The organism is Halalkalicoccus paucihalophilus, from assembly GCF_001593955.1.
Classification (GTDB): Archaea; Halobacteriota; Halobacteria; order Halobacteriales; family Halalkalicoccaceae; genus Halalkalicoccus; species Halalkalicoccus paucihalophilus.
In genome coordinates this window covers 147032-170785 of record NZ_LTAZ01000001.1, presented here as the reverse complement: position 1 = coordinate 170785, position 23754 = coordinate 147032, and the positions used below count along the sequence as shown (strand labels likewise).

The 23754-nt window shown below is 64.8% G+C and carries 23 protein-coding genes; 13 read left to right on the top strand and 10 right to left on the bottom strand.

Annotated features, from left to right (window positions below):
- Positions 1 to 6: 6 nt before the first annotated feature.
- On the bottom strand, positions 7 to 444 hold the full coding sequence (locus HAPAU_RS00880; RefSeq protein WP_066378357.1) for a nucleoside deaminase: 438 nt from the start codon (positions 442 to 444) through the stop codon (positions 7 to 9).
- A gap of 174 nt (positions 445 to 618) precedes the next feature.
- Here HAPAU_RS00880 and HAPAU_RS00875 point away from each other — a divergent pair, with 174 nt between their 5' ends.
- The gene (locus HAPAU_RS00875) at positions 619 to 993 is read left to right on the top strand and encodes a hypothetical protein (RefSeq protein WP_066378356.1); all 375 of its coding nucleotides are present in this window, start codon (positions 619 to 621) and stop codon (positions 991 to 993) included.
- A 74-nt stretch (positions 994 to 1067) separates the two neighbouring features.
- On the top strand, positions 1068 to 1922 hold the full coding sequence (gene mtnP, locus HAPAU_RS00870) for an S-methyl-5'-thioadenosine phosphorylase (protein WP_066378353.1): 855 nt from the start codon (positions 1068 to 1070) through the stop codon (positions 1920 to 1922).
- 45 nt (positions 1923 to 1967) lie between these two features.
- On the opposite strand, the gene HAPAU_RS00865 is transcribed toward mtnP, so the two are convergent.
- From HAPAU_RS00865 to HAPAU_RS00850, 4 genes are all read right to left on the bottom strand, one after another.
- Positions 1968 to 2456 (bottom strand): DoxX family protein, encoded by a 489-nt coding sequence (locus HAPAU_RS00865; RefSeq protein ID WP_066378345.1) that lies wholly within the window; start codon positions 2454 to 2456, stop codon positions 1968 to 1970.
- A gap of 258 nt (positions 2457 to 2714) precedes the next feature.
- The gene (locus HAPAU_RS00860) at positions 2715 to 3527 is read right to left on the bottom strand and encodes a segregation and condensation protein A (protein WP_066378343.1); all 813 of its coding nucleotides are present in this window, start codon (positions 3525 to 3527) and stop codon (positions 2715 to 2717) included.
- Positions 3520 to 7101: a chromosome segregation protein SMC gene (gene smc / locus HAPAU_RS00855; RefSeq protein ID WP_066378341.1), complete on the bottom strand. Its 3582-nt coding sequence runs from the start codon at positions 7099 to 7101 to the stop codon at positions 3520 to 3522. The genes HAPAU_RS00860 and smc overlap by 8 nt, the downstream gene beginning before the upstream one ends.
- A 17-nt stretch (positions 7102 to 7118) precedes the next feature.
- Entirely contained in the window at positions 7119 to 7343 is a 225-nt protein-coding gene (locus tag HAPAU_RS00850) for a DUF7518 family protein (RefSeq protein ID WP_066378339.1), read from the bottom strand.
- Between the two features lie 118 nt (positions 7344 to 7461).
- Between HAPAU_RS00850 and gatB the strand changes: the two genes are divergently transcribed.
- On the top strand, positions 7462 to 8949 hold the full coding sequence (gene gatB, locus HAPAU_RS00845; protein ID WP_066378337.1) for an Asp-tRNA(Asn)/Glu-tRNA(Gln) amidotransferase subunit GatB: 1488 nt from the start codon (positions 7462 to 7464) through the stop codon (positions 8947 to 8949).
- 196 nt (positions 8950 to 9145) lie between these two features.
- On the opposite strand, the gene HAPAU_RS00840 is transcribed toward gatB, so the two are convergent.
- A complete protein-coding gene (locus HAPAU_RS00840; protein WP_066379363.1) occupies positions 9146 to 10048 on the bottom strand; it encodes a universal stress protein in 903 nt (300 codons plus the stop codon).
- A gap of 133 nt (positions 10049 to 10181) precedes the next feature.
- On the opposite strand from HAPAU_RS00840, the gene HAPAU_RS00835 reads away from it, so the two are divergent.
- On the top strand, positions 10182 to 10433 hold the full coding sequence (locus HAPAU_RS00835; RefSeq protein ID WP_066378335.1) for an amphi-Trp domain-containing protein: 252 nt from the start codon (positions 10182 to 10184) through the stop codon (positions 10431 to 10433).
- On the opposite strand, the gene HAPAU_RS00830 is transcribed toward HAPAU_RS00835, so the two are convergent.
- Positions 10426 to 11205, bottom strand: a complete 780-nt coding sequence (locus tag HAPAU_RS00830; RefSeq protein WP_066378333.1) for a YihY/virulence factor BrkB family protein — start codon at positions 11203 to 11205, stop codon at positions 10426 to 10428. The genes HAPAU_RS00835 and HAPAU_RS00830 overlap by 8 nt on opposite strands.
- 128 nt (positions 11206 to 11333) lie before the next feature.
- On the opposite strand from HAPAU_RS00830, the gene HAPAU_RS00825 reads away from it, so the two are divergent.
- Positions 11334 to 13823: a DNA topoisomerase I gene (locus tag HAPAU_RS00825; RefSeq protein ID WP_066378332.1), complete on the top strand. Its 2490-nt coding sequence runs from the start codon at positions 11334 to 11336 to the stop codon at positions 13821 to 13823.
- A 4-nt stretch (positions 13824 to 13827) separates the two neighbouring features.
- Here HAPAU_RS00825 and HAPAU_RS00820 read toward each other — a convergent pair whose 3' ends face one another.
- Positions 13828 to 14217, bottom strand: a complete 390-nt coding sequence (locus tag HAPAU_RS00820; protein WP_066378330.1) for a DUF2237 family protein — start codon at positions 14215 to 14217, stop codon at positions 13828 to 13830.
- A gap of 94 nt (positions 14218 to 14311) precedes the next feature.
- On the opposite strand from HAPAU_RS00820, the gene HAPAU_RS00815 reads away from it, so the two are divergent.
- The 8 genes from HAPAU_RS00815 (at position 14312) to HAPAU_RS00780 (ending at position 21818) form a co-directional block, all read left to right on the top strand.
- Complete coding sequence (locus HAPAU_RS00815) at positions 14312 to 15034, top strand: phosphoglycerol geranylgeranyltransferase (RefSeq protein ID WP_066378328.1); 723 nt, start codon at positions 14312 to 14314, stop codon at positions 15032 to 15034.
- Positions 15035 to 15175: 141 nt separating this feature from the next.
- Positions 15176 to 16600, top strand: a complete 1425-nt coding sequence (locus HAPAU_RS00810; protein WP_066378326.1) for a sulfatase-like hydrolase/transferase — start codon at positions 15176 to 15178, stop codon at positions 16598 to 16600.
- A gap of 3 nt (positions 16601 to 16603) precedes the next feature.
- Positions 16604 to 17029: a GtrA family protein gene (locus HAPAU_RS00805; protein ID WP_066378325.1), complete on the top strand. Its 426-nt coding sequence runs from the start codon at positions 16604 to 16606 to the stop codon at positions 17027 to 17029.
- 72 nt (positions 17030 to 17101) lie between these two features.
- A complete protein-coding gene (gene aspS / locus HAPAU_RS00800) occupies positions 17102 to 18400 on the top strand; it encodes an aspartate--tRNA(Asn) ligase (protein ID WP_066378324.1) in 1299 nt (432 codons plus the stop codon).
- A gap of 114 nt (positions 18401 to 18514) precedes the next feature.
- A complete protein-coding gene (locus tag HAPAU_RS00795; protein WP_066378322.1) occupies positions 18515 to 19114 on the top strand; it encodes a hypothetical protein in 600 nt (199 codons plus the stop codon).
- A 171-nt stretch (positions 19115 to 19285) separates the two neighbouring features.
- Complete coding sequence (locus HAPAU_RS00790) at positions 19286 to 20092, top strand: hypothetical protein (RefSeq protein ID WP_066378320.1); 807 nt, start codon at positions 19286 to 19288, stop codon at positions 20090 to 20092.
- Positions 20093 to 20124: 32 nt separating this feature from the next.
- Complete coding sequence (locus tag HAPAU_RS00785) at positions 20125 to 21027, top strand: pantoate kinase (protein ID WP_066378318.1); 903 nt, start codon at positions 20125 to 20127, stop codon at positions 21025 to 21027.
- A gap of 20 nt (positions 21028 to 21047) precedes the next feature.
- Positions 21048 to 21818: a 4-phosphopantoate--beta-alanine ligase gene (locus HAPAU_RS00780; protein WP_066378316.1), complete on the top strand. Its 771-nt coding sequence runs from the start codon at positions 21048 to 21050 to the stop codon at positions 21816 to 21818.
- On the opposite strand, the gene HAPAU_RS00775 is transcribed toward HAPAU_RS00780, so the two are convergent.
- Together HAPAU_RS00775 and HAPAU_RS00770 are read right to left on the bottom strand one after the other, a co-directional pair.
- Complete coding sequence (locus HAPAU_RS00775) at positions 21775 to 23286, bottom strand: flippase (protein WP_066378315.1); 1512 nt, start codon at positions 23284 to 23286, stop codon at positions 21775 to 21777. The genes HAPAU_RS00780 and HAPAU_RS00775 overlap by 44 nt on opposite strands.
- Complete coding sequence (locus tag HAPAU_RS00770) at positions 23286 to 23753, bottom strand: FxLYD domain-containing protein (protein ID WP_245634002.1); 468 nt, start codon at positions 23751 to 23753, stop codon at positions 23286 to 23288. Before HAPAU_RS00770 ends, HAPAU_RS00775 begins: the two co-directional genes overlap by 1 nt.
- Between the last annotated feature and the right edge of the window lies 1 nt (position 23754).

Here is a 23754-nt window from a genome sequence, read left to right as displayed (position 1 = left end):
GACCGGCTACCAGAACGAGTCGTGGAGCGCGAGGGCCTCCTCACGACAGAACGGGCCCTCGACCTCGGTGACGCCGTCGAGGATCTCGCTTGCGCGAACACTCGGTTCGTGGCCGGTGAACTCGGCGATTTCTGCACCCGAGGTCGCGTAGACCACCCGGTCGAATCCCGCATAGGCCATTCCGCCGGCGCACATCGGACACGGCTCGGTGCTCGTGTACATCGTCGTTTCGGCTCTCGTCTCGGCGTCGAACTCGCGCACCGCCAGACGTGCGAGTTCGAGTTCGGGATGGCGACGCACGTCGTCCTCGGTGAGCACTCGATTCGAGTCCTCCATCACGATCTCGCCGTCGTGGACGAGCACCGAGCCGAAGGGGTTGTCGCCGCGTTCGGCCGCCTCGCGGGCGAGTTCGATTGCTCGGCGCATGAATCGCTTCTCGTTCATGCGGGAGGATCGGTTCAGCACTACCTGTAGATTACGACGATCACGCGTGAATTATATTCTCAACATAAATTAATAATATTAGGATAATTTAATATAAATATTATATAGATAATATTAGTTCTTATACAGGTGGCCTATATGAATAGTCGTTTCTCACGAAGGGATCTCTTAGGAATGGCCGGAGTACTCGCTACGGGCAGTATCGCGGGCTGTCTCGGGGACGAAAACGAAGCGGGGCAACTGACGGTTCGGAACGACCACGTCCTCGATCACGTCGTTCGGTTCAGTATCGAGGACGGGCCACCGGAGGCGTACGAAGTCGAACAAGGTGTCACCGCGGATCTGTTCGTCGGCGCGGGCGAGACGAAGACGTACACGGACCTGTTTTCCACCGATGGACAGTATACCCTCGTCGCCGAACTCGCTGCGGGGGATCTCGAACAGTCGATCACGTTCGCTCCACTCGGCGGACAGGATGGAGACGGCGAGGTGTTGGAGATCCGTCTCACCGATTCGTATCGCCTTTCGTACACGGTCAGCCCGGTGTGAACGGCACCACGGCTGTGGCTATCGCTCTAAACCGGGATCGAACCGTTTAGGACCACTGCCAAACGAATCGGAGTATGATCGGCTTCATCGGCGGCAGCGGCATCTACGAGGCACTGCCCCTCGAAAACACGCACGAAAAACGGATCGAAACGCCCTACGGCGAGCCGAGCGCCCCAGTCACCGTCGGCGAGTTCGGAGATACGGGTAGAGAAGTCGCCTTCCTGCCCCGACACGGGTCGGATCACGGGCGCTCGCCGACGAACCTGCCCTATCGGGCGAACATCTACGCGCTCAAGACCGTCGGCGTGACCCACATTTTCGCCTCGAACGCGGTCGGATCGCTGAAGGAGGACCTCGAACCGGGGACGCTCGTGATCCCCGACCAGATCGTCGACCGCACGCGCCACCGCGAGATGACCTTCTACGGCGAGGGGATCGTCGTCCACCAGCCTTTTACCCACCCTTACAGCCCCGAACTCGTCGATCATCTCGACGAGGCCGCCGAGAGCGCGACCGACGCCGAGGTCTCGAAGGGCGGGACCTACGTCTGCATCGAAGGCCCACAGTACTCCACGAAGGCCGAAAGCGAGTTCTACCGCTCGCAGGGCTGGGATTTGGTTGGTATGACCGCGATTCCGGAGGCGAAACTCGCCTGCGAGGCCGAGATCGCCTACGCCACCGTCGCGGGCGTCACCGATTACGACGTCTGGAAGGAGGACAGCGAGGTCACCCTTCAGGAAGTCCTCGAAAACGCCGAAAAGAACCAGGCGACGATCAAGGCCGTCGTCGAGGAGGCGATCCGCACGCTCCCCGACGATCACACCTGCGAGGCACACTCCTCCCTCGAGGGGACTGTCAATACACCCACTGAAGCGATCCCGGAGGAGACCAGAGACCGGGTCGAACCGCTCGTCGGCGAGTACCTTTGAGAGCCTCAGCTCGTGCGACGGATCGAGAGAAAACGGGATTCGGGTTCAGGCATCGACCTCGCCGGCGGGTTCGGACCGACTACGGTTGCCGGGCAGGAGTTCGTGATCGAAGATCGCGTACTCCAGTGCGAGGCGGCCGGGGCCGCTGAAGACGAGGGCGATCGAGACGAGTGCCAACACCAGGGTGTACTCGTAGCCGCCGTTGCCGACCGCAAAGCCGCTGGGAAGGTGGACGAGCCAGGTCGCGACGAGCATGTCGATCGCCAGCAACACCGCGGCGTACCGCGTGAACAGGCCAACGAGCAACAGCAGGCCCCCGACCAACTCGAGGAGGCCGACGAGCCACGCGAACAGCGTAGGCATCGGAACGCTCAGACTCGCGAGGAAACCCGCAAACCCCGCCATCCCTGTGGCCTTCGGCCCGACCGCGAAGACCTTCCCGATCCCCGCGACCAGGAAGACGATCCCGAGCGCGATCCGTATGAACAGCGGACTCCAACCGAGCAACCTGTCGTTCTTGTTCTGTAAACTCATAATGTTTTACTACAGATATCTATCGTCACCGTAGATGATAAATATTTTTGAGAATAATCCGACTATACGGGCAGCTAACCGCCGTGTCTCGGCGCTCGATCACTTCCCGCGGACGTAGTCGAGCGCCGAAACGAACTCTTCGGGATCGACCCGACCTTCGGTCTCGGTCAGTCGTTCGCGGATTTTCGTGGGTGACATACTCTGTCATACTATGCCGCCGCTGATAAATATATTGGTGATTGATATCACGACACACGATCAGTCGGCGATCGCTTCTGTTCCTTCGGCGTTCGCAGCGGGGTTCTGTACCCAGAGGTCGCCGAAGAGGTCGTCCTGTTGCAGGCGGATCTGCCCGCGGTGGGCCAGAAAGAGCAACGCGAGGAACGTCTCGACGCGCGTGCCGCCCGCCCTGCTGATCTCGGCGAAGAGGACCTCCTCGCGCCCGGCGCCGTACTGCTCGTCGAGTGCGTCGTACACCTCGGTGATCGTCTCCTCGATGTCCTCGCCGTGAGCGGTACCGGTGACGTCCTCGGCGGTCGGTTCCTCCTCGGCGCGGAACTCGTCGGCGGAGTGGTAATCGAGGGTCTGGACGCCCCGCTGGAAACCCTTGGGCGAGCCCGAGGTGTCGTACTCCCGTGACTCCTTCCACCACGAGTCGCGTTCGGCCTCCCGAAGCTCCCGAACCAGCTCGTCGAGCGTCTCGGGCGAGCCGCGTGCCTGCTTGCGGTCCAGTCGGCGCTCCATCTCGCGTTCGAGGTCCGCGATCGGGTCTTCGGGGAACGGCTCGTCGGTCCCCATCCCCATCTCGGTCTCCCAGTCGTCGAACTCCTCTTCCTCTTCGTCCTCAGTCAGCAGTTCGTCGCTCTTCATCCGCAACAGGACGCTCGCATAGAAGAGCGCTCGGCCCGACGTTCGGAGGTCTGCCGCGTCGAGTTTCGCGAGGAAGGCGTCGGTCACCTCGACGATGTCGATGTCCCACGGCTCGATCTCGCCCTCCTCTGCGAGCTGAACCAACAGCTCGACGGGTTCGCTCTCCTCGTCGGATTCCGTTGGGGGCACTATCTCAGTCATCGGCGCTCACGGCCTCCTCGTTCGTCCCCGCGAGATCGATTCCGGTGACGCTGCTGACGTTGTCCCCCTGCATGGTGACGCCGATGGCGCGCTCGGAGCGTTCGAGCATGGCCGAGCGATGGGAAACGACGATGAACTGGGCCTCGCTCGCCAGTTCGTCGACCAACTCCCCTACCCGCTCGGCGTTCGCGGCGTCGAGAAACGCGTCGATCTCGTCGAGCGCGTAGAACGGTGCGGGGTTGTAGCGTTGAATGGCGAAGATAAACGCCAGCGCGGTCAGGGACTTCTCGCCGCCGCTCATGGCGTCGAGCCGTTGAATCGGCTTGTCGGCGGGCTGGGCCTTCATCGTCAGCCCGCCCTCGAAGGGGTCGTCCTCGTCTTCGAGGTGGAGTTCGCCGGTGCCGGCCGACAGACGGGAGAAGATGTCCCGGAACTGCTCGTCGATCGCCCGGTAGGCGTCCATGAACGTCTCGCGTTTCTGCCGTTCGTAGGACTCGATCCGATCGGTGATCCCTTCGCGTTCCTCGACGAGCACCTGCTTTCGATCCGTGAGCGTCGAGAGCTCGCCTTCGACCCGGTCGTACTCGTCGATCGCGAGCATGTTCACCGGCTCTAAGGCCTCCATCTCCTCGGTTAATTCCTCGATCCGGTCTTCGACGGTATCGTGGTCGGGGATCTCCTCGGGGTCATACTCGTCGACCTCGCTCTCAAGGTCCGCGATGTCGGTTTCGAGCCCGCGGGCGCCCGCCTGTAGCCCTTCGAGGCGACTTTCCGTTTCCCCGACGCGCTCTTTTGCCGCGTCCCGTTCGTCGGTCGCCTCCCCGAGTGTGCCCCGAAGTTCGCGGCGGTCCTCCTTTTTCTCCGCGAGCTCCGATTCGAGCTCCTCGACGGCCTCGCGTTTCTCCTCCAAGAGCGCCTCCTGCTCCTCGATTCCGGCCTCGAACTCCTCGATGCGCTCCTCCTGCTTTTCGATGCGATCCTCGGCGCTCGACGCCTGTTCGTCCAGATCCGCGATGGCGTTTTCGGCGTACTGTTTCTCGAGTTGGAGCTCGTTGAGGCGTCCGTCATGCTCGTCGAGCGTGTCTTCCAGCCCGTCGATCTCCTCGTCGATCCCCTCGAGCTGGGCGGTGAGTTCGGGGATCTCCGAGTCGGCGAGTTCGCCTTCGAGCTCCTCGATCTCGGATTCGAGTCCCTCGATTTCCCCGGTGGCCTCGGTGATCTCCTCTTCGATCTCGCTCATCCGCTCGTCGACGTCGCCGCGGGCGTCCTCTAGTTCCTCGACCTCCTCGGCCAACCGCTCGGCCTTCGCCTCTCGCTCCTCGATGGCCCCGCGCTTCTTCTCGATCGCGCTTTCGATCTCGCGGACCTGCTCGGTCGCCTCCGTCTTGCGGTCGCGGGCGCTTTCGAGGCGCCCCTCCGCGTCGCGGAGGTCGGCTCGCACAGATTCCCGGCGGTCCTGTAAGTCCGTGATCGCTTCTGCGACCCGTTCGAGCTGCCCTTTGCCCGATTTCGAGAAGGAGTACCGGGAACCGGAACGACTCCCGCCGGTCATCGCGCCGCTCTTCTCGACGAGTTCGCCCTCCAGCGTCACGAGTCGGTACTGACCCATCAGGTCCCGTGCGGTGTCGATGTCCTCGACGACGAGCGTGTCGCCCAGCACGTACGAGAAGATCCCGGCATACGCGTCGTCGAAGTCGACGAGGTTGTACGCGAAGTCGACCACGCCCTCCGCGCGCGGCGGTGCCGAGAGCGAGCGGGTTCGCATCTCCGTCATCGGGAGGAACGTCGCCCGACCCGCGTTGCGCGATTTCAGGTGTTCGATACAGCGCTGACCGACCCCGTCGTCGTCGACCACGACGTTCGCGAGTCGCCCGCCCGCCGCCGTCTCACACGCGGTGGCGTACCGTGAGTCGACTCCTCCTAATTGGCCGACGGTGCCATGAACGCCGTCCATGCCGGCGTTGAGAATCGTCGAGACCGCCCGCCCATACGAACTGTCGCCGCTCTCGCCCGCTTTGGCCTCGAGCTCGGCGTATTCCCCCTGTTTCGCCTGCAGATCGTCCTCGAGTTCATCGAGCGTTCCCTGAAGCTCCCGCTTCTCGTCCTTGAGGTCCTCGACCACCGCGTCGATCTGCTCGCGGTTCTTCGCTGCCCGCCCCCGCTCGTCCTCGAGATCCGCGATCTCGGCTTCGATCTCCGGTATCTCTTCGAGGGTCGACTCGCGTTCTTCCTCCTTCTCGCTGATCGCGTTCGACCGACGGCGGGCCTCGTCGAGCAGGCGGTCCTGCTCGCGCTGGTGTTCGTTTCGCTCGTCGCGAGCTTCTTCGAGGGCGGCCTTCCGTTCCCGGAGGTCGGCCTTCAGCTCGTCGAACTCCGTGTCGACGTCCTCGATTTTCTCTTCTACCCCCTCGCGCTCGGCCTCCTTTTCCTGAATATCCGCTTTCACCGAGGCCTTCTCCAGTTTCGTCTCGCGGATCTCCGTATCGAGGTCCGCGATCGTCTCCTCCTTGCGATCGATCCCGACGAACGCCTCCCTGCGGTCGTTTTCAGCCTCGTCGATCGCTTCATCGCTGTTCTCGATCTTGTCCTCGAACCGGCTGATTTCGCCTTTGACCTCTTCGATCTCGCGTTTGATTGCTAGTTGCTCGTCTTCGCCCATCCGCTCGATCTCGGCGTTCAAGTCCTCGAGGTCCTCCTGCAAGCGGGTTACTGTTCCCTGTTTCTCGTCGAGGTCGCGGCGGAGGTCCGTTAACGTCTCGCGTTTCTCCTCGATCCGGCTCTCTTTGGCGTCGAGTTCCGCGCGTTTTTCCTCGAGTTCGGCGGCCTTCAGATACCCCTCGAACTCCGATTTCTCCTCGCGCAGGCTCTTGTACTCGAGGGCCGTCTCGCGTTCGTCCGCCAGTTGGTCCAGCCGGTCCTGTTTCTCCTCGATACGGAGTTCGGCCTCCTCGATACGTTCTTTGACCGTTTCGAGCTCCTCGAAGGCGGAGTCCTTTTTCGCGTCGAACTCCGCGACGCCCGCGATCTCGTCGATTATCTCGCGGCGCTGGCCCGCGGTCATGTTGATGATCCCCGTCACGTCGCCCTGCATGACGACGTTGTAGCCCTCCGGGGTGACGCCGGCCTGTGCGAGCAGGTCCTGGATGTCCGAGAGGTTGACTGATCTATCGTTGAGGTAGTAGTAGGAGTAGTAGTTGTCCTCGGTGCGTTTGACCCGCCGGCGCACCGAGATGGTCTCGACGTCGCCGATGTCCTCGCTGCCGGCGGCGCTCACGACCTGTTCGCGCGCGAGCGTGCCGTCGGCGTTGTCCAGGACGACCTCGACGCTGGCCTCCCGGGGCCCCTCGGCGTCGCCCTCTCCGTCGTGGCCGGGGTTGTAAATCAGGTCGGTGAGCTTCTCGGCGCGGATCCCGCGGGCTCGCGAGAGGCCCAGCGCGAACAGCACGCTGTCGATGATGTTCGACTTACCGGAGCCGTTCGGGCCGCTGACGGTGGTGAAGTCCTCGTAGAAGGGAATGCGGGTCTTCCGGCCGAAGCTCTTGAAGTTCTCGAGGACGAGCTCTCGAATGTGCATGATGGGGGCGGCGCGGACTACGCGACGATGATGTCGTTGGCCGCGTCGTCTTCCGATTTCGTCTCCTCGCTCCTATCGGTTTCGACTCCGACCTCGCGTTCTTCGATCTCCGTCTCCTCTTCGTGCTCGGATTCGAGTTCGCGCAGGCGCTCGTTGGCCTCGACGAGTTCCTCGGTCAGTCCTCGTACCGTGGCTTCGAGCTCCTCGACCCGCGTCTCGAGATCCTCGACTCTGTTCGGCATACCCCTATTACCTCGCTCGCCGGACATAAACCTGCGTCAGACACCTGTTCGTCAGATAACCGTTCGGGTCGGAGTCGGTCCCGGTAGCCTTTATGCGATCGACGCCGAAGCCCGGCCAATGACTGCGCAGGCGACCCAACAGCGCGATTTCGCGGTCGTGATCGGCCTGGAGGTCCACGTCCAGCTCGAGACCGACACGAAGGTGTTCTGTGGCTGTTCGACCGATCTGGCCGACGCCGAGCCCAACACTCACACCTGTCCCACCTGTCTCGGTCTCCCGGGGGCACTTCCGGTGATAAACGAGGCCGCCGTCGAGTCTGCCGTGAAGCTCGGGAAGGCCATCGACGCCGAGATCCCCGAGGAGACCCGATTTCACCGGAAGAACTACTACTATCCCGACCTACCGAAGAACTTCCAGATCACCCAGTACGACGCCCCACTCTGTCAGGACGGCGTTCTGGAGATCGCGGTCGAGGGCGAGCGCCGCGCGATCGAAATCGAGCGCGCTCACCTCGAGGAGGACCCGGGAAGCCTCCAGCACGAAGGTGGGAACATCGAGACCGCCGATCACACCCTCGTGAACTACAACCGCGCCGGGATCCCGCTGATGGAGATCGTCACCCGGCCCGACTTCCGGAGCCCGAACGATACCCGCGTGTTCCTCGCCAAACTCGAGGAGGTCCTCGAATACTTGGGGATCTTCGACAGCCAGCGCGACGGCTCGCTTCGAATCGACGCCAACATCTCGCTGGTGTCCGGCGACGAAATCGAGGCCGACGGATCGATCGACGGGGAGACGCTCGTGGAGGCCAACAGGACGGAAGTGAAGAACATCTCGAGTCACAAGGGTGCCGAAAAGGCGCTGGCCTACGAGGTAACGCGACAGAAAAACGCCGTCCGTCGAGGCCGCGAGATCGAACAGGAGACGCGCCACTGGGACGAGTCCCGTGGAATCACCGTCTCGATGCGCTCGAAAGAGGAGGAGAAGGACTACCGGTACTTCCGGGAGGCCGACCTCCCTGTACTGCGGGTGGCCGACTGGAAGGAGGCGATCGAGATCCCCGAACTGCCCGACGCCCGCCGCGAGCGCTTTCGCGAGGAGTACGGGCTGGGCGAGGAGGCTGCCTCGAAACTCACCTCGACGAAACAGGTCGCGGACTTCTACGAGGATCTAGCCAGTGATTTCGAGTCCAATCTGGCGGCGACATGGGTCGCAGACGATCTGCTGGGGGAGCTCAACTACCGCGACATGGCGATCACCGACGTCGCGGACCGCCTCGATGAGATCCGTCGACTCGTCGAGCTAGTAGCGGAGGAGCAGATCACCGCGAAGAACGCCCGCGAGGTCGTCCTCCGGGAGATGCTCGATTCGGGGGCCGACCCCGACAGTGTGGTCGAGGACGAGGGGTTGGGAAAGACCGACGACGACGCGGTCGCCGCCGCCGTCGCGGCGGCGATCAAGGAGAACCCCGAGGCGGTCGACGACATCGAGTCGGGCGACGAGGGGGCGATCAACTTCCTCGTCGGCCAGGTGATGGGCAAGACCGGCGGGAGCGCCGACCCCGGACAGGTAAACCGACTGCTACGCGAGCGCCTCGAAGGATAGGACCTAAAACAGCGCGAGTGCGGCGTCGAAGGCGAACTGTACGCCCATCATGCAGGCCTCGCCCATCGGTTCTACCATCTCCAGTTCCGTCGTCGTGGCCGCTTCTTCGGTTGCCATCGATTCCGTTCACGGAGCCGCGATCGGTAATTGTTTCGGTCCGGTCGCCTCCCGGAGCGCTACGCCCGAGGTTCCCTGCCTACGGCGACGGTCGCGTGACGACCACTACGGGCACGTCAACCGTCCGGAGGACGGTCGAGGCCACGCTCCCGATGACCTGGCGTTGGAGGTTCGACCGCCCGTGCGACCCCATGACGACGAGGTCGATGTCGTTGTCGGTAACGTACTCGTGGATCCCCGCAGCGGCACCCTCGAACGAGGTCGTCCGCTCGACGGCGGTTCGGACCTCGACTCCCGAGGCCGTCCCCGCGACCTCGTCCGCGACCTCCTCGATGGCCTCCTGACCCTCTGATTCGAGCCGCTCGACGAACTCCCGTTCGAGGCCGCCCGCGCTGAACAGCCCACCCGACGCCTGGAGGTCAACGACGTTTAGGACGTGAACAGTCGACCCGTAGGTCCGTGCGACCGTCGCGGCGTGTCGAGCGGCCGCTGTCGCGTTCTCGCTCCCGTCCGTCGGGAGAAGAACGCGCGCGTAGTCCGCGTCTTCGTCTTCGGTGGTCCGGTCCCCGTGGGGGACGACGAACACGGGGACGTCGCTGGTGGCGAGGACCCCCTCGGTGACGCCGCCGAGCAGTCGCTTTCCGAGCCCCGTCACCCCCTGCCTCCCGATGACGACGAGGTCGGCGTTTCGTTCCTCGGCGTACTCGCCGATCCGTGATGCGGGCGTTCCCTCCGTCAGTTCGGTCGTAACGGGCTGGTCGAGTTCCGAGGCGAGTTCCTCGATCTCGTCGAGGACACGCTCGCCGCGCTCTCGAAGCCGCCTCCTCTCGTCGGCCGTCTCCGTGAGCCGGAGCGTCTTTCGCCCGACGACGTGGAGGACGTCGACGGTCGCGCCGAACTGACGGGCGAGTTCGAGGCCACGTCTCGCCGCGTGCGTCGCCTCGTCGCTGCCGTCGACCGGGACCAGGACGTGATCGTACAGTGTCATGGTTGGCGTTGGTGTCCCACCCCCTTTACCGTTTATCGGGGCGGCCCCAGGGTCGGATTCGATCGCCACCGGACACACCTGTTGCCGGGTAAACCACTATGTCGCTCGCGGTCGAACCCGTACGTGTATGTCAGACAAAACGTCCGACGAGCAGGACCTCTCGCGCAACGAAGTCGCAGACAACCTCCAGACGCTGGCCCGGGAGATCCGCGGCGAGGGGCCGGCGGACATCACGGTCGGCAACAAGAGCGTCGCGCTCGATCCCGCCTCGGTCATCGAGTACGACATCACTGTCGAGGAGCGCTCGCCGATGCTGGGCGGCGAGCGCGAGACGGTCACCGTCACCCTCGACTGGGAGGTCGAGGAGAACACTACGTAGCCCGGCCCGCCACCACCACGTTGAGGACGATCCCCAAAAGCAGGATGAGCGCACCGAAATACAGCCAGAGCAAGAAGAGCAACGCGCCGCTGATCACGCCGAAGACGGCCGCCAGCGTCGTCACCGAGACGTAGAACTGAAACAGCGACTGGAGCAGCGTCCAACCGACGGCCGCAAACACCGCACCCGGCAGCACCTCCCGCGGCGTGACGTCCACGTTCGGAAAGACGTAGTACAGCGGGTAGAAGGCGATCAGAAGCCCACAGACGAGCAACAGCATGTCGATCGCGCCCGAGAACCTGAAATCCGGGAGGAGCGTGAACGCGGCCACCGTCCCGACGGCGGCGACGAGCGTGAGCACGACCGCGAACAGGACGACGAGACCGTCTCGAACCCGCGTTCTGATGGGCTGTTCGGCCGGTTCGGTCTCGTAGATCTGTCCGAACGCGATGTCGAGCCCGAGGAACATCTGAAAGGCCGCCCATACCAACACCACAAGGCCGACGAGCGATCCTCCGGCCCAGCCCGCCGCGTCGGTGATGGCGTTGGCGATCAGGTTCTGACCCGCCGGGCTGAGATACAGACGCGTCAGCGCTACGAGGTAGTTCGCGACGGTGTCGCCCGCGAACAGCGTGGCTGCGAGCAGGACGAGCAACAACAGCGGCAACAGCGAGACGAACGCGTAGAACGCGAGGCTGCCCGCCAGAAACGAGAGGTTGTGTCGGCGCGCCTCCGCTACGATCTCCCGCGCCACCTCGTTTCCCCGTCCCATTCCGTCGTCCGTTATCGCCCTCCGGGCAAGGGGGTTCCGATCCCAACGACTCGCCGATATCCGTGCCGACCCCTTCTCGACGCGAAACGTTTAGGCTCCGTCTCGGCGTATCGCCGCCAAACCGGGTCATGGAACTGATAATCACCGAGAAGGACAACGCCGCCCGCCGGATCGCCGCCATTCTCAGCGGCGACTCCGCGGAGGTCGAACGGCGAAACGGCGTCAACGTCTACCGCTGGGGCGGGACACGCTGTATCGGTCTGTCGGGCCACGTCGTCGCCGTCGACTTCCCCTCGGAATACAGCGACTGGCGCGACGTCGAACCCGTCGAACTGATCGACGCCGACGTCGAGAAGACCCCCACTCAGGAGAACATCGTCCGCACCGTCCGGCTGCTCGCCCGGGACGCGAACCGGGTGACGATCGCGACCGACTACGATCGGGAGGGCGAACTCATCGGCAAGGAGGCCTACGAGATCGTCCGCGACGTCAACGAGGACGCCGAGATCGATCGCGTGCGCTTCTCCTCGATCACCGAGGGCGAAGTCAAAAGTGCCTTCGACGACCCCGCCGAGATCGACTTCGATCTGGCGGCGGCGGGCGAGGCACGGCAGGTCATCGACCTCGTGTGGGGCGCGGCGCTGACCCGTTTCCTCTCGCTTTCGGCACGCCAACTAGGCGACGATTTCATTTCCGTCGGGAGGGTCCAGACGCCCACCCTCAAGCTGATCGTGGACCGGGAACGCGAGATCGAGGCGTTCGACCCCGAGGCCTACTGGGAGATCTTCGCGGACCTCGTCAAAGGGGAGGAGAGCTTCGACGCGCAGTACTACTATCTCGACGACGAGGGCAACGAGGCCGAACGCGTCTGGGACGAGGAGCGCGCCGAGGCCGTCTACGGCGCGCTACAGGAAGCCAGCGAGGCCGGCGTCGAGTCGGTTTCGCGCAGAACCCGCACCGACGACCCGCCTGCCCCGTTCAACACCACCCAGTTCATTCGTGCGGCGAGTTCGATCGGCTATTCGGCGAAACGCGCGATGAGCATCGCGGAAGACCTCTATACGGCGGGCTACATCACCTATCCTCGTACTGATAACACGGTGTATCCCGAGGACCTCGATCCCCGGGAACTGCTCGGTGCGTTCACCGGGAACCGCACCTTCGGCGAGGACGCGGAAACGCTGTTGGAGCGTGAGGAGATCAGCCCCACGGAGGGCGACGAGGAGACGACCGACCACCCACCGATCCACCCGACCGAGGAGCTGCCGACGAAGGGCGAGCTTTCCGACGCGGAATGGGAGGTCTACGAACTCGTCGTGCGGCGCTTCTTCGCGACCGTCGCCGATCCCGCGCGCTGGGAGCACCTCAAGGTCGTTCTCGGGGTGGGCGAACATCGCCTGAAAGCCAACGGCAAACGGCTCGTCGAGCCGGGCTATCACGCCGTCTACCCCTACTTCAGCACGAACGAGAACTTCGTTCCTGCCGTTGAGGAGGGCGAATCACTCGCGATCACCGAGGTCCGGATCGAGGACAAGGAGACCCAGCCCCCGAGGAGATACGGCCAGTCGCGCCTGATCGAGACGATGGAGGGGATGGGGATCGGAACGAAGAGTACGAGACACAACACGATCGAGAAGCTCTACGACCGGGGCTACATCGAGAACGACCCGCCGCGGCCGACGAAACTGGCGACGGCGGTCGTCGAGGCCGGCGAGGAGTACGCCGACCGCGTGGTGAGCGAGGCGATGACCGCCCAGCTCGAAGACGACATGCATGCGATCGCGACCGGAGAGAAGGACCTGGACGAGGTCGCAGGGGAGTCCCGCGAGATGCTCGAACGGGTGTTCGACGACCTGATGGAGTCTCGCGAGGAGATCGGCGACCACATCCAGAAATCGTTGAAGGCCGACAAGACGCTGGGGCCGTGTCCCGAATCGGGCCACGATCTCTTGATTCGGCGGTCCCGGCGGGGCTCGTACTTCGTGGGCTGTGACGGCTATCCCGACTGCGAGTATACCCTTCCCCTGCCCAATACGGGGAAACCACTGATCCTCGACGAGACCTGCGAGGAACACGACCTGCGCCACGTGAAGATGCTCGCGGGCCGAGGCACGTTCGTCCACGGCTGTCCCCAGTGCAAAGCCGACGAGGCCGACGCCGAGAAGGACCGGATCATCGGGGTGTGTCCCAACTGCGGTGCCGAACACGACGGCGAACTCGCGATCAAACAGCTCCGCAACGGCTCGCGCCTCGTGGGCTGTACTCGCTATCCCGACTGCGAGTACTCCCTTCCCCTTCCGCGCCGTGGCGAGATCGAGATCACCGACGAACACTGTGAGGAACACGGCCTGCCCGAACTGCTGGTGCACTCGGGCGACGAACCGTGGGAACTCGGCTGTCCGATCTGTAACTATCGGGAGTACCAGGAGCGGGAGAACGACTCGGGGACCGATCTTGAGTCGCTGGAGGGCGTCGGTGCGAAGACCGCGGAGAAGCTCGCGGCGGCGGGCGTCGAGAGCGTCACCGATCTCAAGAACGCGGAGGCCGAGATGGTCGCCGACGAGGTCGAGGGGATCAGCGAGGAGCGCGTCCGCAAGTGGCAGGCGAAAGCCGGTTGAGCGGTCAGTCGCTCTCGTCTCGGGGATCGAACTCGTACTCGCGCAGCGTATCGGGGTCGATCTCGTCGAGCACCCGTTCGTGGGTCGCTTCGAGCACGATCCGTGGTGCGTGTCCGGCCTCGCGGGCCTCGATCCACCGGGGCAGACAGAGACACCACCGGTCGCCCGGTTCGAGCCCAGGGAAGTCCAGCTCGGGTTGGGGGGTCATCAGGTCGTTTCCTTGGCTCTTGCTGAACTGGAGGAACTCCTCGGTCAGCACCGCACAGACCTCATGGCGACCCGGATCCCGCCGGAGATGCCGACAGTGTCCGTCGCGCAGGAAGCCCGTCTCGGGCTCGGCACTACAGGGTCGGAGTTCGGTGCCGTAGACGTTGCGGTCGGGTTCGTCGGTCATATCGGTGGATTCGACTGCGGGAGGAAAACGATGGCTACTCGATTCTCTCGGACCCACCGAAGGGGTTTTAGCGCGTCCTTAGAATTGAGTTCCTATGAGCGCGCCGTGGACCGACTGGGATCACATCGTCAAGGTCGATCCCGACAAGGACCTCGCCCCCGGCGATACCTTCGAGGACGTCTGCCGGACGGGGACCGACGCCATCGAGATTGGGGGGACGCTGGACATGACCGAGGAGAAGATGCAGCGGGTGATCGACGCCTGTGCGAAGTACGACGTCTCGCTGTATCAGGAGCCGTCGAACCCCGCGGTCGTCGTCGAGGACGAGGCGTTGGACGGCTATCTCGTTCCGACTGTATTCAACGCGGGCGACGTCTCGTGGGTCGTCGGCGCACACAAGGAGTGGGTTCGTCTCGACGACATCGATTGGGATCGCACGTTCACCGAGGCGTATATCGTGCTCAACCCCGAGGCGAGCGTCGCCGAACTCACGGGGGCGGACTGCGATCAATCGGCCGAGGACGTCGCTGCCTACGCCGAACTCGCCGAGCACATGTTCGGCCAACCGATCGTCTATATCGAGTACTCGGGGACCTTCGGCGACCCGGAGAAGGTCCGGGCGGCCCGGGAGGCACTCGACGAGGCGACCCTCTTTTACGGCGGCGGCATCCACGACTACGACTCAGCGAAGGCGATGGCCGAGCATGCCGACGTCGTCGTCGTCGGCAACTTGTTGCACGACGAGGGCTGTGGGGCGGTCGAGGAGACGGTCGAGGGTGCGAAAGACGCCCGAACGGAGGTCCCCAACAGCGGATAGGCCACCGATATCAGAAGGTTAAGTAGGGTACCACCGCTACTGTCGCCCAGCAGACCGGTCGAGTTCGGCGTCTCCGGACGAACACCGTCGTTCCGTCGGGGGTTCGGGACGATCGCCGGATTGATACCGGTCGCGTTCCGTATGACAGGTACTACAGATCCGACCAACGTCGTCCTCATCACGGTCGACTCGCTCCGTACGGACGCGGTCGAACCGTACACCGACGAGTATCGCACGCCGGTGTTGGGGCGCCTCGCCGACCGTGGAGCCGTTTTCGAGCACGCCTTTGCGACCGGCAACTGGACGCCGTTTTCGTTCCCGGGGCTGCTCGCGTCCCGTCCCGTCTTCGCCGACTCGGGAGCCATCGGCGTCACCGAGAGCGAGACGCTCGCCGAGACGCTCTCGGATGCCGGGATCGCCACGGGCGGGTTCAACGCCGCGAACGGGTTTCTCACCGACCACTGGGGGTACGACGACGGGTTCGACGAGTTCGAGTCGTTCGTCGCAGACGCCGGGTCGCTCTACGGGCGGTATCTCGCGGCCCACCCGACCGTCGAGGCGTGGCTCCAACTCGCGAGTTCGCCGGTGCGGCGCCTCCTCTCGCGGGCTCGGGGCGGCGACGACGACCACCCCTTCATGGATCCCTCGCGGATGCTCGACGTCGAGCGCCGGGCCAAGACGTTCGTCGAGGACCGCGATGACCCCTTCTTCCTCTGGATCCACTACATGGACACCCACACGCCGTATGCGCCCGCACCGCGGCACTTCCGGGAGGTTTCGGACTCGACGCTCGGTACCCCGCAGATGTTGTTGGCCCACGCCCGGGCGGGCCTCGGCAAGGACGTCGGCGAGCGAACCCTCGCGGACCTGCGGACGCTCTATCAGGCGACGGTGCGGCAGGTCGATGCGAGCATCGGGCGCGTGCTCGGGGCGCTGACTGAAAACGGCCTCCGCGATGAGACCGCCGTCGTCGTCGCCGGCGACCACGGCGAGGAGTTCCAGGACCACGGCCACCTCGCTCACTACCCCAAGCTCTACGACGAACTCGTTCGCGTGCCCCTGATCATCGACGCGCCCGGAACGGAGTCCCGGCGGATCGAGGGCACGGTCGGACTCGACGACGTCCCGCCGACGGTCTGTGATCTGCTCGGCGTTTCACCCCCGAGATCGTGGGCGGGCGACTCGCTCGTCGGATCGGTCCACGCCGGCGAGCCCCCGATCGAGGAGCCGGTGCTCTCGGTGACGGTCCGCGGCGAGGAGGTCACCCAACAGCCGATTCCGCGCGACCTCGACGACGGCGACCTGCTGGTGAGCGCGCGTACCGCCGAATGGACTTACATCGAGAACACGGACACCGAAACGGGAGAGCTGTATCACCGCCCCTCGGATCCCACCCAACAACGGGACCGCTCGACCGATCCCGATTCAAAGGCGACGGCGGCAATCGAACGGCTCCGCCCGCTGATCCGCGAGCACGCACGGTCGCTCGAAACCGGTGATGGGGCGGCTCCGGTCTCGACGGACGAGGCGGTCGAAACGCGACTCGAGGCGCTTGGCTACCGATAACCGATGGTTCGGGCACTGCTCAGACAGGCGGTCGACGGGCGTTTTGCGGTCCGGATCCGTCGCTTCGCCATCGTCGGAGCGGTGGCTGCGGGTCTCCAGACGCTGCTTCTGGGTGGGTTCGTCGAGTACGCCGGCGTCCACTACCTGCTTGCGGCGACGATCGCCATCGAGATCACGATCATCTTTCAGTATATCCTCAACAACCTCTGGACGTTTCGGGCGGTGAAGAACACGGGCTGGGGCGAGTACCTCCACGGGCTCGTAAAGACCAACGTGGTGCGGGGATCGGCGATCCCGATCCAACTCGGCGTACTCTACGGCATCGTCACGTGGTCGGGGGTCGCGTACCTGATCGCGAACGTCATCGCCATACTCGTAAGCGGGGTCTACCGATACGTGCTCGACGCCCGCTGGACGTGGAACGTCTGAACACGGCTCGATTCCCGCCGGCCGGGTGAGCGAAATGGCCGGGCTTAAGTCCCGCTTTGCTCAACGCTCCGTATGGAAAACCGAACCTACACCGCCGAGGCCGAGCCCGGCGAGACCGCCACGGTCGCGGGTTGGGTCCACGAGATCCGCGATCTCGGGGGTATCGCCTTCCTCATCCTTCGGGATAAGAGCGGCAAGATCCAGATCAAGTTCGAGAAAGAGGAGATGGACGACGACCTCGTCGAAACCGGCCTCGGCCTCTCGCGAGAGAGCGTCGTCTCGGTGACGGGCGCGGTCGAGGAAGAACCGCGGGCCCCCACGGGCGTCGAGATCACGCCCGACGAGTTGGACGTGATCGCCGAGGCCGAACCCGAACTCCCGCTCGACCCCTCGGGCAAGGTCGACGCCGAACTCTCGACGCGACTCGACAACCGGACGCTCGACTTGCGAAAGGACGAGACCAAAGCGATCTTCGAGATCCGTGCGGAGGTCCTCCGCGCCGTGCGCGAGAGCTTTCGGGAGATCGGCTGTACGGAGATCAGCACCCCCAAGATCGTCGCCACCGGTACCGAGGGCGGCACGGAGTTGTTCCCGATCACCTACTTCGGTAAGGAGGCCTTTATGAACCAATCGCCGCAGCTGTTCAAGCAGCTGATGGTCGGTTCCGGGCTCGAACGGGTCTTCGAGATCGGCCCGATCTTCCGCGCCGAGGAGCACAACACGCCCCGCCACCTCAACGAGGCGACGATGATCGACTTCGAGAGCGCCTTCATCGACCACGAGGAGGCGATGGACGCCTGCGAGCGCACGCTGCTTGCGGCCTACGAGGGTGTCGCCGAGAACTGTGAGGAGCAACTCGAGACGCTCGGTTACGACGACTTCGAGGTGCCCGACGAGGGGTTCCCGCGCCTCTCCTACGAGGAGACCATCGAGCGGATCAACGCCACGGGCGAACTCGACGAGCAGCTCGTCTGGGGCGACGACCTGCCGACCGAGGCAGAGAAAGCCCTCGGGCAGGACGTCGGCGGCCACTACTTCGTGACGGACTGGCCAAGCGAGATCAAGCCCTTCTACATCCAGGACCACGAGGGCGGCGAACTCTCGAAGGGCTTCGACCTGATGCACCCGCGCATGGAACTGGTCTCGGGCGGCCAGCGCGAACACCGCTACGACCACCTCGTCGAAGGCTTCGAACAGCAGGGGCTCGATCCCGCACAGTTCGAGTACTACACGAAGATGTTCAAGTACGGGATGCCGCCCCACGCCGGGTGGGCCTACGGCGTCGAACGCCTCGTGATGACGATGCTCGATCTGGGCAACATCCGCGAGGCCGTTCTGTTTCCGAGGGATCGCCAACGTCTGAGCCCGTAGGCGAAGAGGGTGAGAGACAGCGAGACGAAGGGGGTCTCGCAGGATCGCCAACGGCTGGCGGCCTGAATTCTGCCGGCAGAGGTTTTATTCGCCGGTCGCCCCGACATCGAGACGATGACTGATCCGAACGCACATGTACTCGAGGAGGCGCGACAGTACGGCGAAACCCTCTCGGACCGGGAGCTGATCCGAATCGTCGAACGGTATCACCGCCCGGAGGGACCCGGGATCAGCCACGAGACGATCGAGGCCTACGACCGGGCGGTCGCGGACGACGCCGCCCTTCCCTTCGGAGAGGGACAGCTTCGTTCGACGATCGAGGAGGGGCTCTCGACGGACGAGGGGTGGCACGACGCCGAGGCCTACTACGAGATCGGTGACGGTCGGGTGAGCCTGTTTCCTCGGCGCTGGCACGACCGACTCGGGGACAGCGACGACATCCGCGAGTACGTCGCCGTTATCGGGGACGACACCGCATCGGCGGACACCGAACCCGACGCTCCGAAGGGCGGTATCGGAACGGGCGTCCCCGAACCACTGCTTCTGGACGCGATCGTCGTCATCGACGGGGTCGAACGCGGGGACGCCAAAGAGCGCCTCGAACGCCGTCGACGGGACGGCGAACTCGTTCAGGACGCCGACCAGCACCCCGACGCGCGGATCTACCTCTCCGAGGACGTCGCAGGGATGCGCGACGACTGGCTCGATTACTGATACGGGTTGTTACGGTGTCATAACCATCGCCTAATATGTATTACAGATGATCTAAACGCGGTGGAACCGTTCTATAGCCCGTTCAGACGCCATACTGGTAGCCACTCCTTACCATCAGTTAGAGGACACATATATATATTCGGAGCTATGGAATTGAGATATAGAACCCGAATGAATGTCCGTGATTTCACCTTCGACCACTACGGGCGACTGCTCGACGCGGCGCTTGACAACGGGTACACGTTCTACACCCTCCACGACTACGTAACGCGATCGGACCACGACTCCCCGTACATCGTCGTTCGCCACGACGTCGACCGCAAGGTCAGTACGGCGCGCTCGATGGCGCGCGTCGAGGCCGAACGCGACGTACCGACCTCCTATTACTTCCGTACATCGACGTTCAGCCCCGAAACCGTCGCCGAGGTCTCGGAATTGGGCCACGAAGTCGGCTATCACTACGAGGACCTCGTCAAGACTCGCGGGGACCTCGAGGCGGCACACGAACGGTTCGGGCGAAACCTCGCGCAGTTCCGCGAGCACACCGACGTCACGACGATCTGTCCCCACGGGAGCCCGCTCTCGCCCCATCACAACCTCGACATGTGGAGCAACGGATACGAAATCGAGGACTACGGCCTGCTCGCCGAATCGTATCTCTCGGTCGATACCAACAGCGACGACGCCGGGAAACCCTCCTACGTCTCGGATACGGGTCGCGACTGGGGGACGACCGTCGCCGACTTCGGGCGCATCTCGACGACCGACGACCTGATCGCGGGCCTCGAGTCCGACGGTTGTGAACGCCTCTACCTGCTCGTGCATCCGGGTCGGTGGTCGCGCAACCCCGCCGAGCACGTCCAGCGCGTGGCGTGGGATCTGGCCGCCGAGGCCGGCAAATCGACCGCGAGGGGCGTCCACGCGATCGGACGGACCTCAAGCGACCGGATCACCCGCGTTCTGCGCGAGAGAGTATAACGCTTAACCCGCGGGCCCGCGAACGGCGCTCAATGAGCGACGATGGGGTGACGGCGTTCGTTCCCGGACACGTCACCGGCTTCTTCAGTAGCCATCCCGACGAGGACCCGACGAAGGCCGGGTCACGAGGAGCCGGACTGACGCTTTCCGACGGCGTGACCGTTCGAGTTACTCGAGTTACGCCCGATACCCGCACCCGGACGACCCTCGACGGCTCCGAACTCGTCGTCGAACCTGTCGATCGAGTGCTCGATTCTCTCTCAGCGACCGCCCGTGTCGAGGCGACCACGGAGCTCCCGCTGGGTGCGGGCTTTGGCGTCTCGGGAGCGCTGGCGCTCGGCACCGCGCTCGCCGCCAACCAGGCGTTCGATCGCCGGCTCTCGGAGAACGAACTCGTCACCCTCGCCCACAGTGCGGAGGTCCGCTCGGGGACCGGTCTGGGCGACGTCGTCGCCCAATCCCGCGGCGGCGTTCCGATCCGGCTCGATCCCGGCGGGCCCGAGCACAACCGCCTCGACGCGATCCCCGCGAGCACTCGGATCGAGTATCTGACCTTCGGCGAGCTCTCGACGGAGTCGGTGCTCTCGGGCGACACCGCTCGGCTGACCGACGCCGGCCTCCAGTCGCTCTCGATTCTCACGGAGGATCCGACCCTTTCGACCCTACTGTACGCCTCGCGGCGCTTCGCTCGCAAGGCCGACCTGCTCACCGACCGGGTTCGTGAGGCCATCGAGGACGTTTCCGCGACGGGCGGCGAGGCCTCGATGGCGATGCTCGGGGAGACCGTCTTCGCGCTCGATACGGGGCTCTCGGATGCGGGCTACGACCCGTCGGTCTGTCACACCCACGCCGCGGGTGCGGCCCTTCTGGACGAACCGACTCCGCCGACGGCCGCCGCAGGGCCACCGCGATCGGACAACGCAGGCGATTTGTAACTCCCTGGTCGAGAACGGGTATGACCGACATCCCGGTCGATCACCCGCGTCACGACTCGCTGGTGACCCGCCACCGGATCGAAGAGGGCGTCGAGAAGGGGATCACGAGCACACAGGGGCTGATCGCACAGGGTCGCGGCGAGGCCTTCGACTACTTGCTTGGCGAGCGAACCATCGAGAGCGCCGACGCCGCCGCCCGCGCCGCGGCCGCCCACCTGCTGTCGGCGCGTCATCCCGTCCTCTCGGTCAACGGCAACGTCGCCGCGCTCTGTCCCGCCGAGGTGGTCGCTCTCGCCGAGGCGGTCGGCGCAGACATCGAGGTCAACCTCTTTGGCCGTACCGACGAGCGCGTGCGGGCGATCGCACAGCACCTGCGCGACCACGGCGCGAGCGAGGTCAAGGGTCTGACCGCCGACGCGCGAATCCCGGACCTCTCGCACGAGCGCGCGAAAGTGGATGCGGACGGCATTCGCGACGCCGACGCGGTGCTCGTGCCCTTAGAGGACGGCGACCGTGCGGAGGCGCTGGGGGCGATGGGGAAGGTCGAGATCGTGATCGACCTCAACCCCCTCTCGCGCTCGGCGCAGGTGGCGACGGTACCGATCATCGACAACGTCGTTCGCGCGATTCCGAACATCGCGCGCCACGCCCGCGACCTGCGCGGGTCGGACGCGGATCTCGATGACGTGATCGCGGCGTTCGACGCCGAGGCCGCTCTCGCGGACGCAGAACGGGCGATCCGATCGCCTACCGGCGACTCAGGGTTATCGCCCGACGGAGCGCGGGACTGATGCGGGCGGCGATCTCGCCGTCCTCGGCGGTGAAGGCGTTCGTCAGGTGAAGGGTACTGACGTAGAGGGTGATGACGGCCGCCGGAAGCGCGACCGCCACGAGAAGCGGCGACTCGACGACGAGGACAACGGCGCTCGCACCGGCGGCGGCGGGGACCGCGGCGAGGAGGACCTTTCCGAGGTCCCGAGTGAGGGGGTGGACGTCGTGGAAGTGCTGACACTCCCCGACGGCCAGCAGGCCGTTTATCGTGAGCGCGCTCGCGGTCCCGATCGCCGCGCCCGTGATCCCGATGCGGGGCACGAGCAGGACGCTCACGCCGACGTTGACGGCGAGCAGGACCGCCGTGTTGAGAAAGACGAGCCGCGAGTAGCCGAGCCCCTGGAGCAGGCCCCCGTCGGGGCCGCCACACGCGGCGCTGATCGTGATCCCGACCGCGAGGATCACGACCGCGGCGGTCGCGACCGCGTACTGGGGGGTGAATACGACCGAGAGGTAGGCGTTCGCGCCGAAGACGACGACGAGTGCGACCGGGAGGGTCAGCCCTGCGATCCACCGGGTGGCCGTCCGATAGCGCGTTCGAACCGCCTCCCTGTCGTTTTTCGTCTCGGCGATCAGCGGCTTGAAGATCGGGCCCACCGAACTCGAGAAGATCATCAGGTTCGCCGCCAGCGCGTAGCCCACGCGGTAGATCCCGACCTCCTCGGAGCCGTAGAAGTAGCCGATGACGAAGTAGTCGACCTGGCCCAAGAAGACGTAGATGATGCCGGCAAAGGCCAGCGGCACCGAGTACCACAGCAGGGGTTGGGAGGCGACGCGCGTGGTGGTTGCCCCGATGATTTCCGGGGCGTTCTCCCGGAGGAAGTATGCCCCGGCGAGGATGGCCGCGACCAGCCCGATCAGATAGCCCCCGACCACCCCGAGCAGGCCGTACCCCGCGAGCAACAGCCCCGCGGTGGCGAGCAGCCGGACCGTCGGGCGGATGACATCGCGCGTATAGACGCGGAATTTCAGGCGCTTGATCGCGCTGAAACTCGCGAGCAGGGCGTTGTAGACCGCGAGAAACGGGATCGTGACGCTCAAGACGAGTAGCGCCACCCTGAGTGCGGGTTCCTCGAAGGCGTCGGCGATAGGTCGCGCCCCAAGCACGATCAGCCCGGCGACGACCGCGGAGGACACGAGGGCGAGCGAGAACACGACGAGGATGACCCCGCGGGCCTTGTCGTGTTCTCCGTCGCTGAGGTACTGGGGGACGAAGTAGTCGATCGCCTTCGGGAGCCCGAGGTTCCCGAACGCCTGGAGGAACAGGACGATCGAGGTCGCGAGGATAAAGAGCCCGTACACCGACGGGCTCACCAGCCGGGTGATGACGGCGATCATGAAGAAGCCGAATACCTTGCCGACGATGTTGCCGAGGAACGTGATCGACCCCTCGCGGGCCATCGTCCTCGTCGAGTCGTCCCCGCTCATCAGAGTTCGGTGCCGACTTCGAGTTCGTAGGTCCCGACCTCGGCGGCGCGCTCTCCCACCTGCGGATAGGTGACCTCGAACTCCCAGCGCTCGCTCTCGTCGATCTCGACCTGTTCGATCGTCGTATCCAGCAGTCCCCCCTCCGTGTCGTAGAAACTCGCCCGGACCTCGACGTAGCTGACCTCGACGCCCTCTCGCGGGACGACGACCCCCCTAACCGAGACGGTCTCCTCGTCGGTGCCGACGTCCCGTCGGACCAGTCCGCTCTCGACGATCTCGACGCGCTCGCCCTCCTCGGGCCGGTCGGGTTCCTCGGTGGGGGCGGACGGTTCGTCCGACTCCTCCGGCTCCTCGGACGAACCGGGATCCTCCTTGCCACCGACACAACCGACGAGCGTACACGCGAGGCCCGTCGAGACGAGTAGCTCCCGGCGGCGCATTGGCCCGGCTACGGGTTCGGGATCCATA

Coding starts and splice junctions, on each gene's coding strand:
- HAPAU_RS00880 (WP_066378357.1), bottom strand. CDS start 444: ATGAACGAGAAGCGATTCATGCGCCGAGCAATCGAACTCGCCCGCGAG.
- HAPAU_RS00875 (WP_066378356.1), top strand. CDS start 619: ATGGCCGGAGTACTCGCTACGGGCAGTATCGCGGGCTGTCTCGGGGAC.
- mtnP (WP_066378353.1), top strand. CDS start 1,068: ATGATCGGCTTCATCGGCGGCAGCGGCATCTACGAGGCACTGCCCCTC.
- HAPAU_RS00865 (WP_066378345.1), bottom strand. CDS start 2,456: ATGAGTTTACAGAACAAGAACGACAGGTTGCTCGGTTGGAGTCCGCTG.
- HAPAU_RS00860 (WP_066378343.1), bottom strand. CDS start 3,527: ATGACTGAGATAGTGCCCCCAACGGAATCCGACGAGGAGAGCGAACCC.
- smc (WP_066378341.1), bottom strand. CDS start 7,101: ATGCACATTCGAGAGCTCGTCCTCGAGAACTTCAAGAGCTTCGGCCGG.
- HAPAU_RS00850 (WP_066378339.1), bottom strand. CDS start 7,343: ATGCCGAACAGAGTCGAGGATCTCGAGACGCGGGTCGAGGAGCTCGAA.
- gatB (WP_066378337.1), top strand. CDS start 7,462: ATGACTGCGCAGGCGACCCAACAGCGCGATTTCGCGGTCGTGATCGGC.
- HAPAU_RS00835 (WP_066378335.1), top strand. CDS start 10,182: ATGTCAGACAAAACGTCCGACGAGCAGGACCTCTCGCGCAACGAAGTC.
- HAPAU_RS00830 (WP_066378333.1), bottom strand. CDS start 11,205: ATGGGACGGGGAAACGAGGTGGCGCGGGAGATCGTAGCGGAGGCGCGC.
- HAPAU_RS00825 (WP_066378332.1), top strand. CDS start 11,334: ATGGAACTGATAATCACCGAGAAGGACAACGCCGCCCGCCGGATCGCC.
- HAPAU_RS00820 (WP_066378330.1), bottom strand. CDS start 14,217: ATGACCGACGAACCCGACCGCAACGTCTACGGCACCGAACTCCGACCC.
- HAPAU_RS00815 (WP_066378328.1), top strand. CDS start 14,312: ATGAGCGCGCCGTGGACCGACTGGGATCACATCGTCAAGGTCGATCCC.
- HAPAU_RS00810 (WP_066378326.1), top strand. CDS start 15,176: ATGACAGGTACTACAGATCCGACCAACGTCGTCCTCATCACGGTCGAC.
- HAPAU_RS00805 (WP_066378325.1), top strand. CDS start 16,604: ATGGTTCGGGCACTGCTCAGACAGGCGGTCGACGGGCGTTTTGCGGTC.
- aspS (WP_066378324.1), top strand. CDS start 17,102: ATGGAAAACCGAACCTACACCGCCGAGGCCGAGCCCGGCGAGACCGCC.
- HAPAU_RS00795 (WP_066378322.1), top strand. CDS start 18,515: ATGACTGATCCGAACGCACATGTACTCGAGGAGGCGCGACAGTACGGC.
- HAPAU_RS00790 (WP_066378320.1), top strand. CDS start 19,286: ATGAATGTCCGTGATTTCACCTTCGACCACTACGGGCGACTGCTCGAC.
- HAPAU_RS00785 (WP_066378318.1), top strand. CDS start 20,125: ATGAGCGACGATGGGGTGACGGCGTTCGTTCCCGGACACGTCACCGGC.
- HAPAU_RS00780 (WP_066378316.1), top strand. CDS start 21,048: ATGACCGACATCCCGGTCGATCACCCGCGTCACGACTCGCTGGTGACC.
- HAPAU_RS00775 (WP_066378315.1), bottom strand. CDS start 23,286: ATGAGCGGGGACGACTCGACGAGGACGATGGCCCGCGAGGGGTCGATC.
- HAPAU_RS00770 (WP_245634002.1), bottom strand. CDS start 23,753: ATGGATCCCGAACCCGTAGCCGGGCCAATGCGCCGCCGGGAGCTACTC.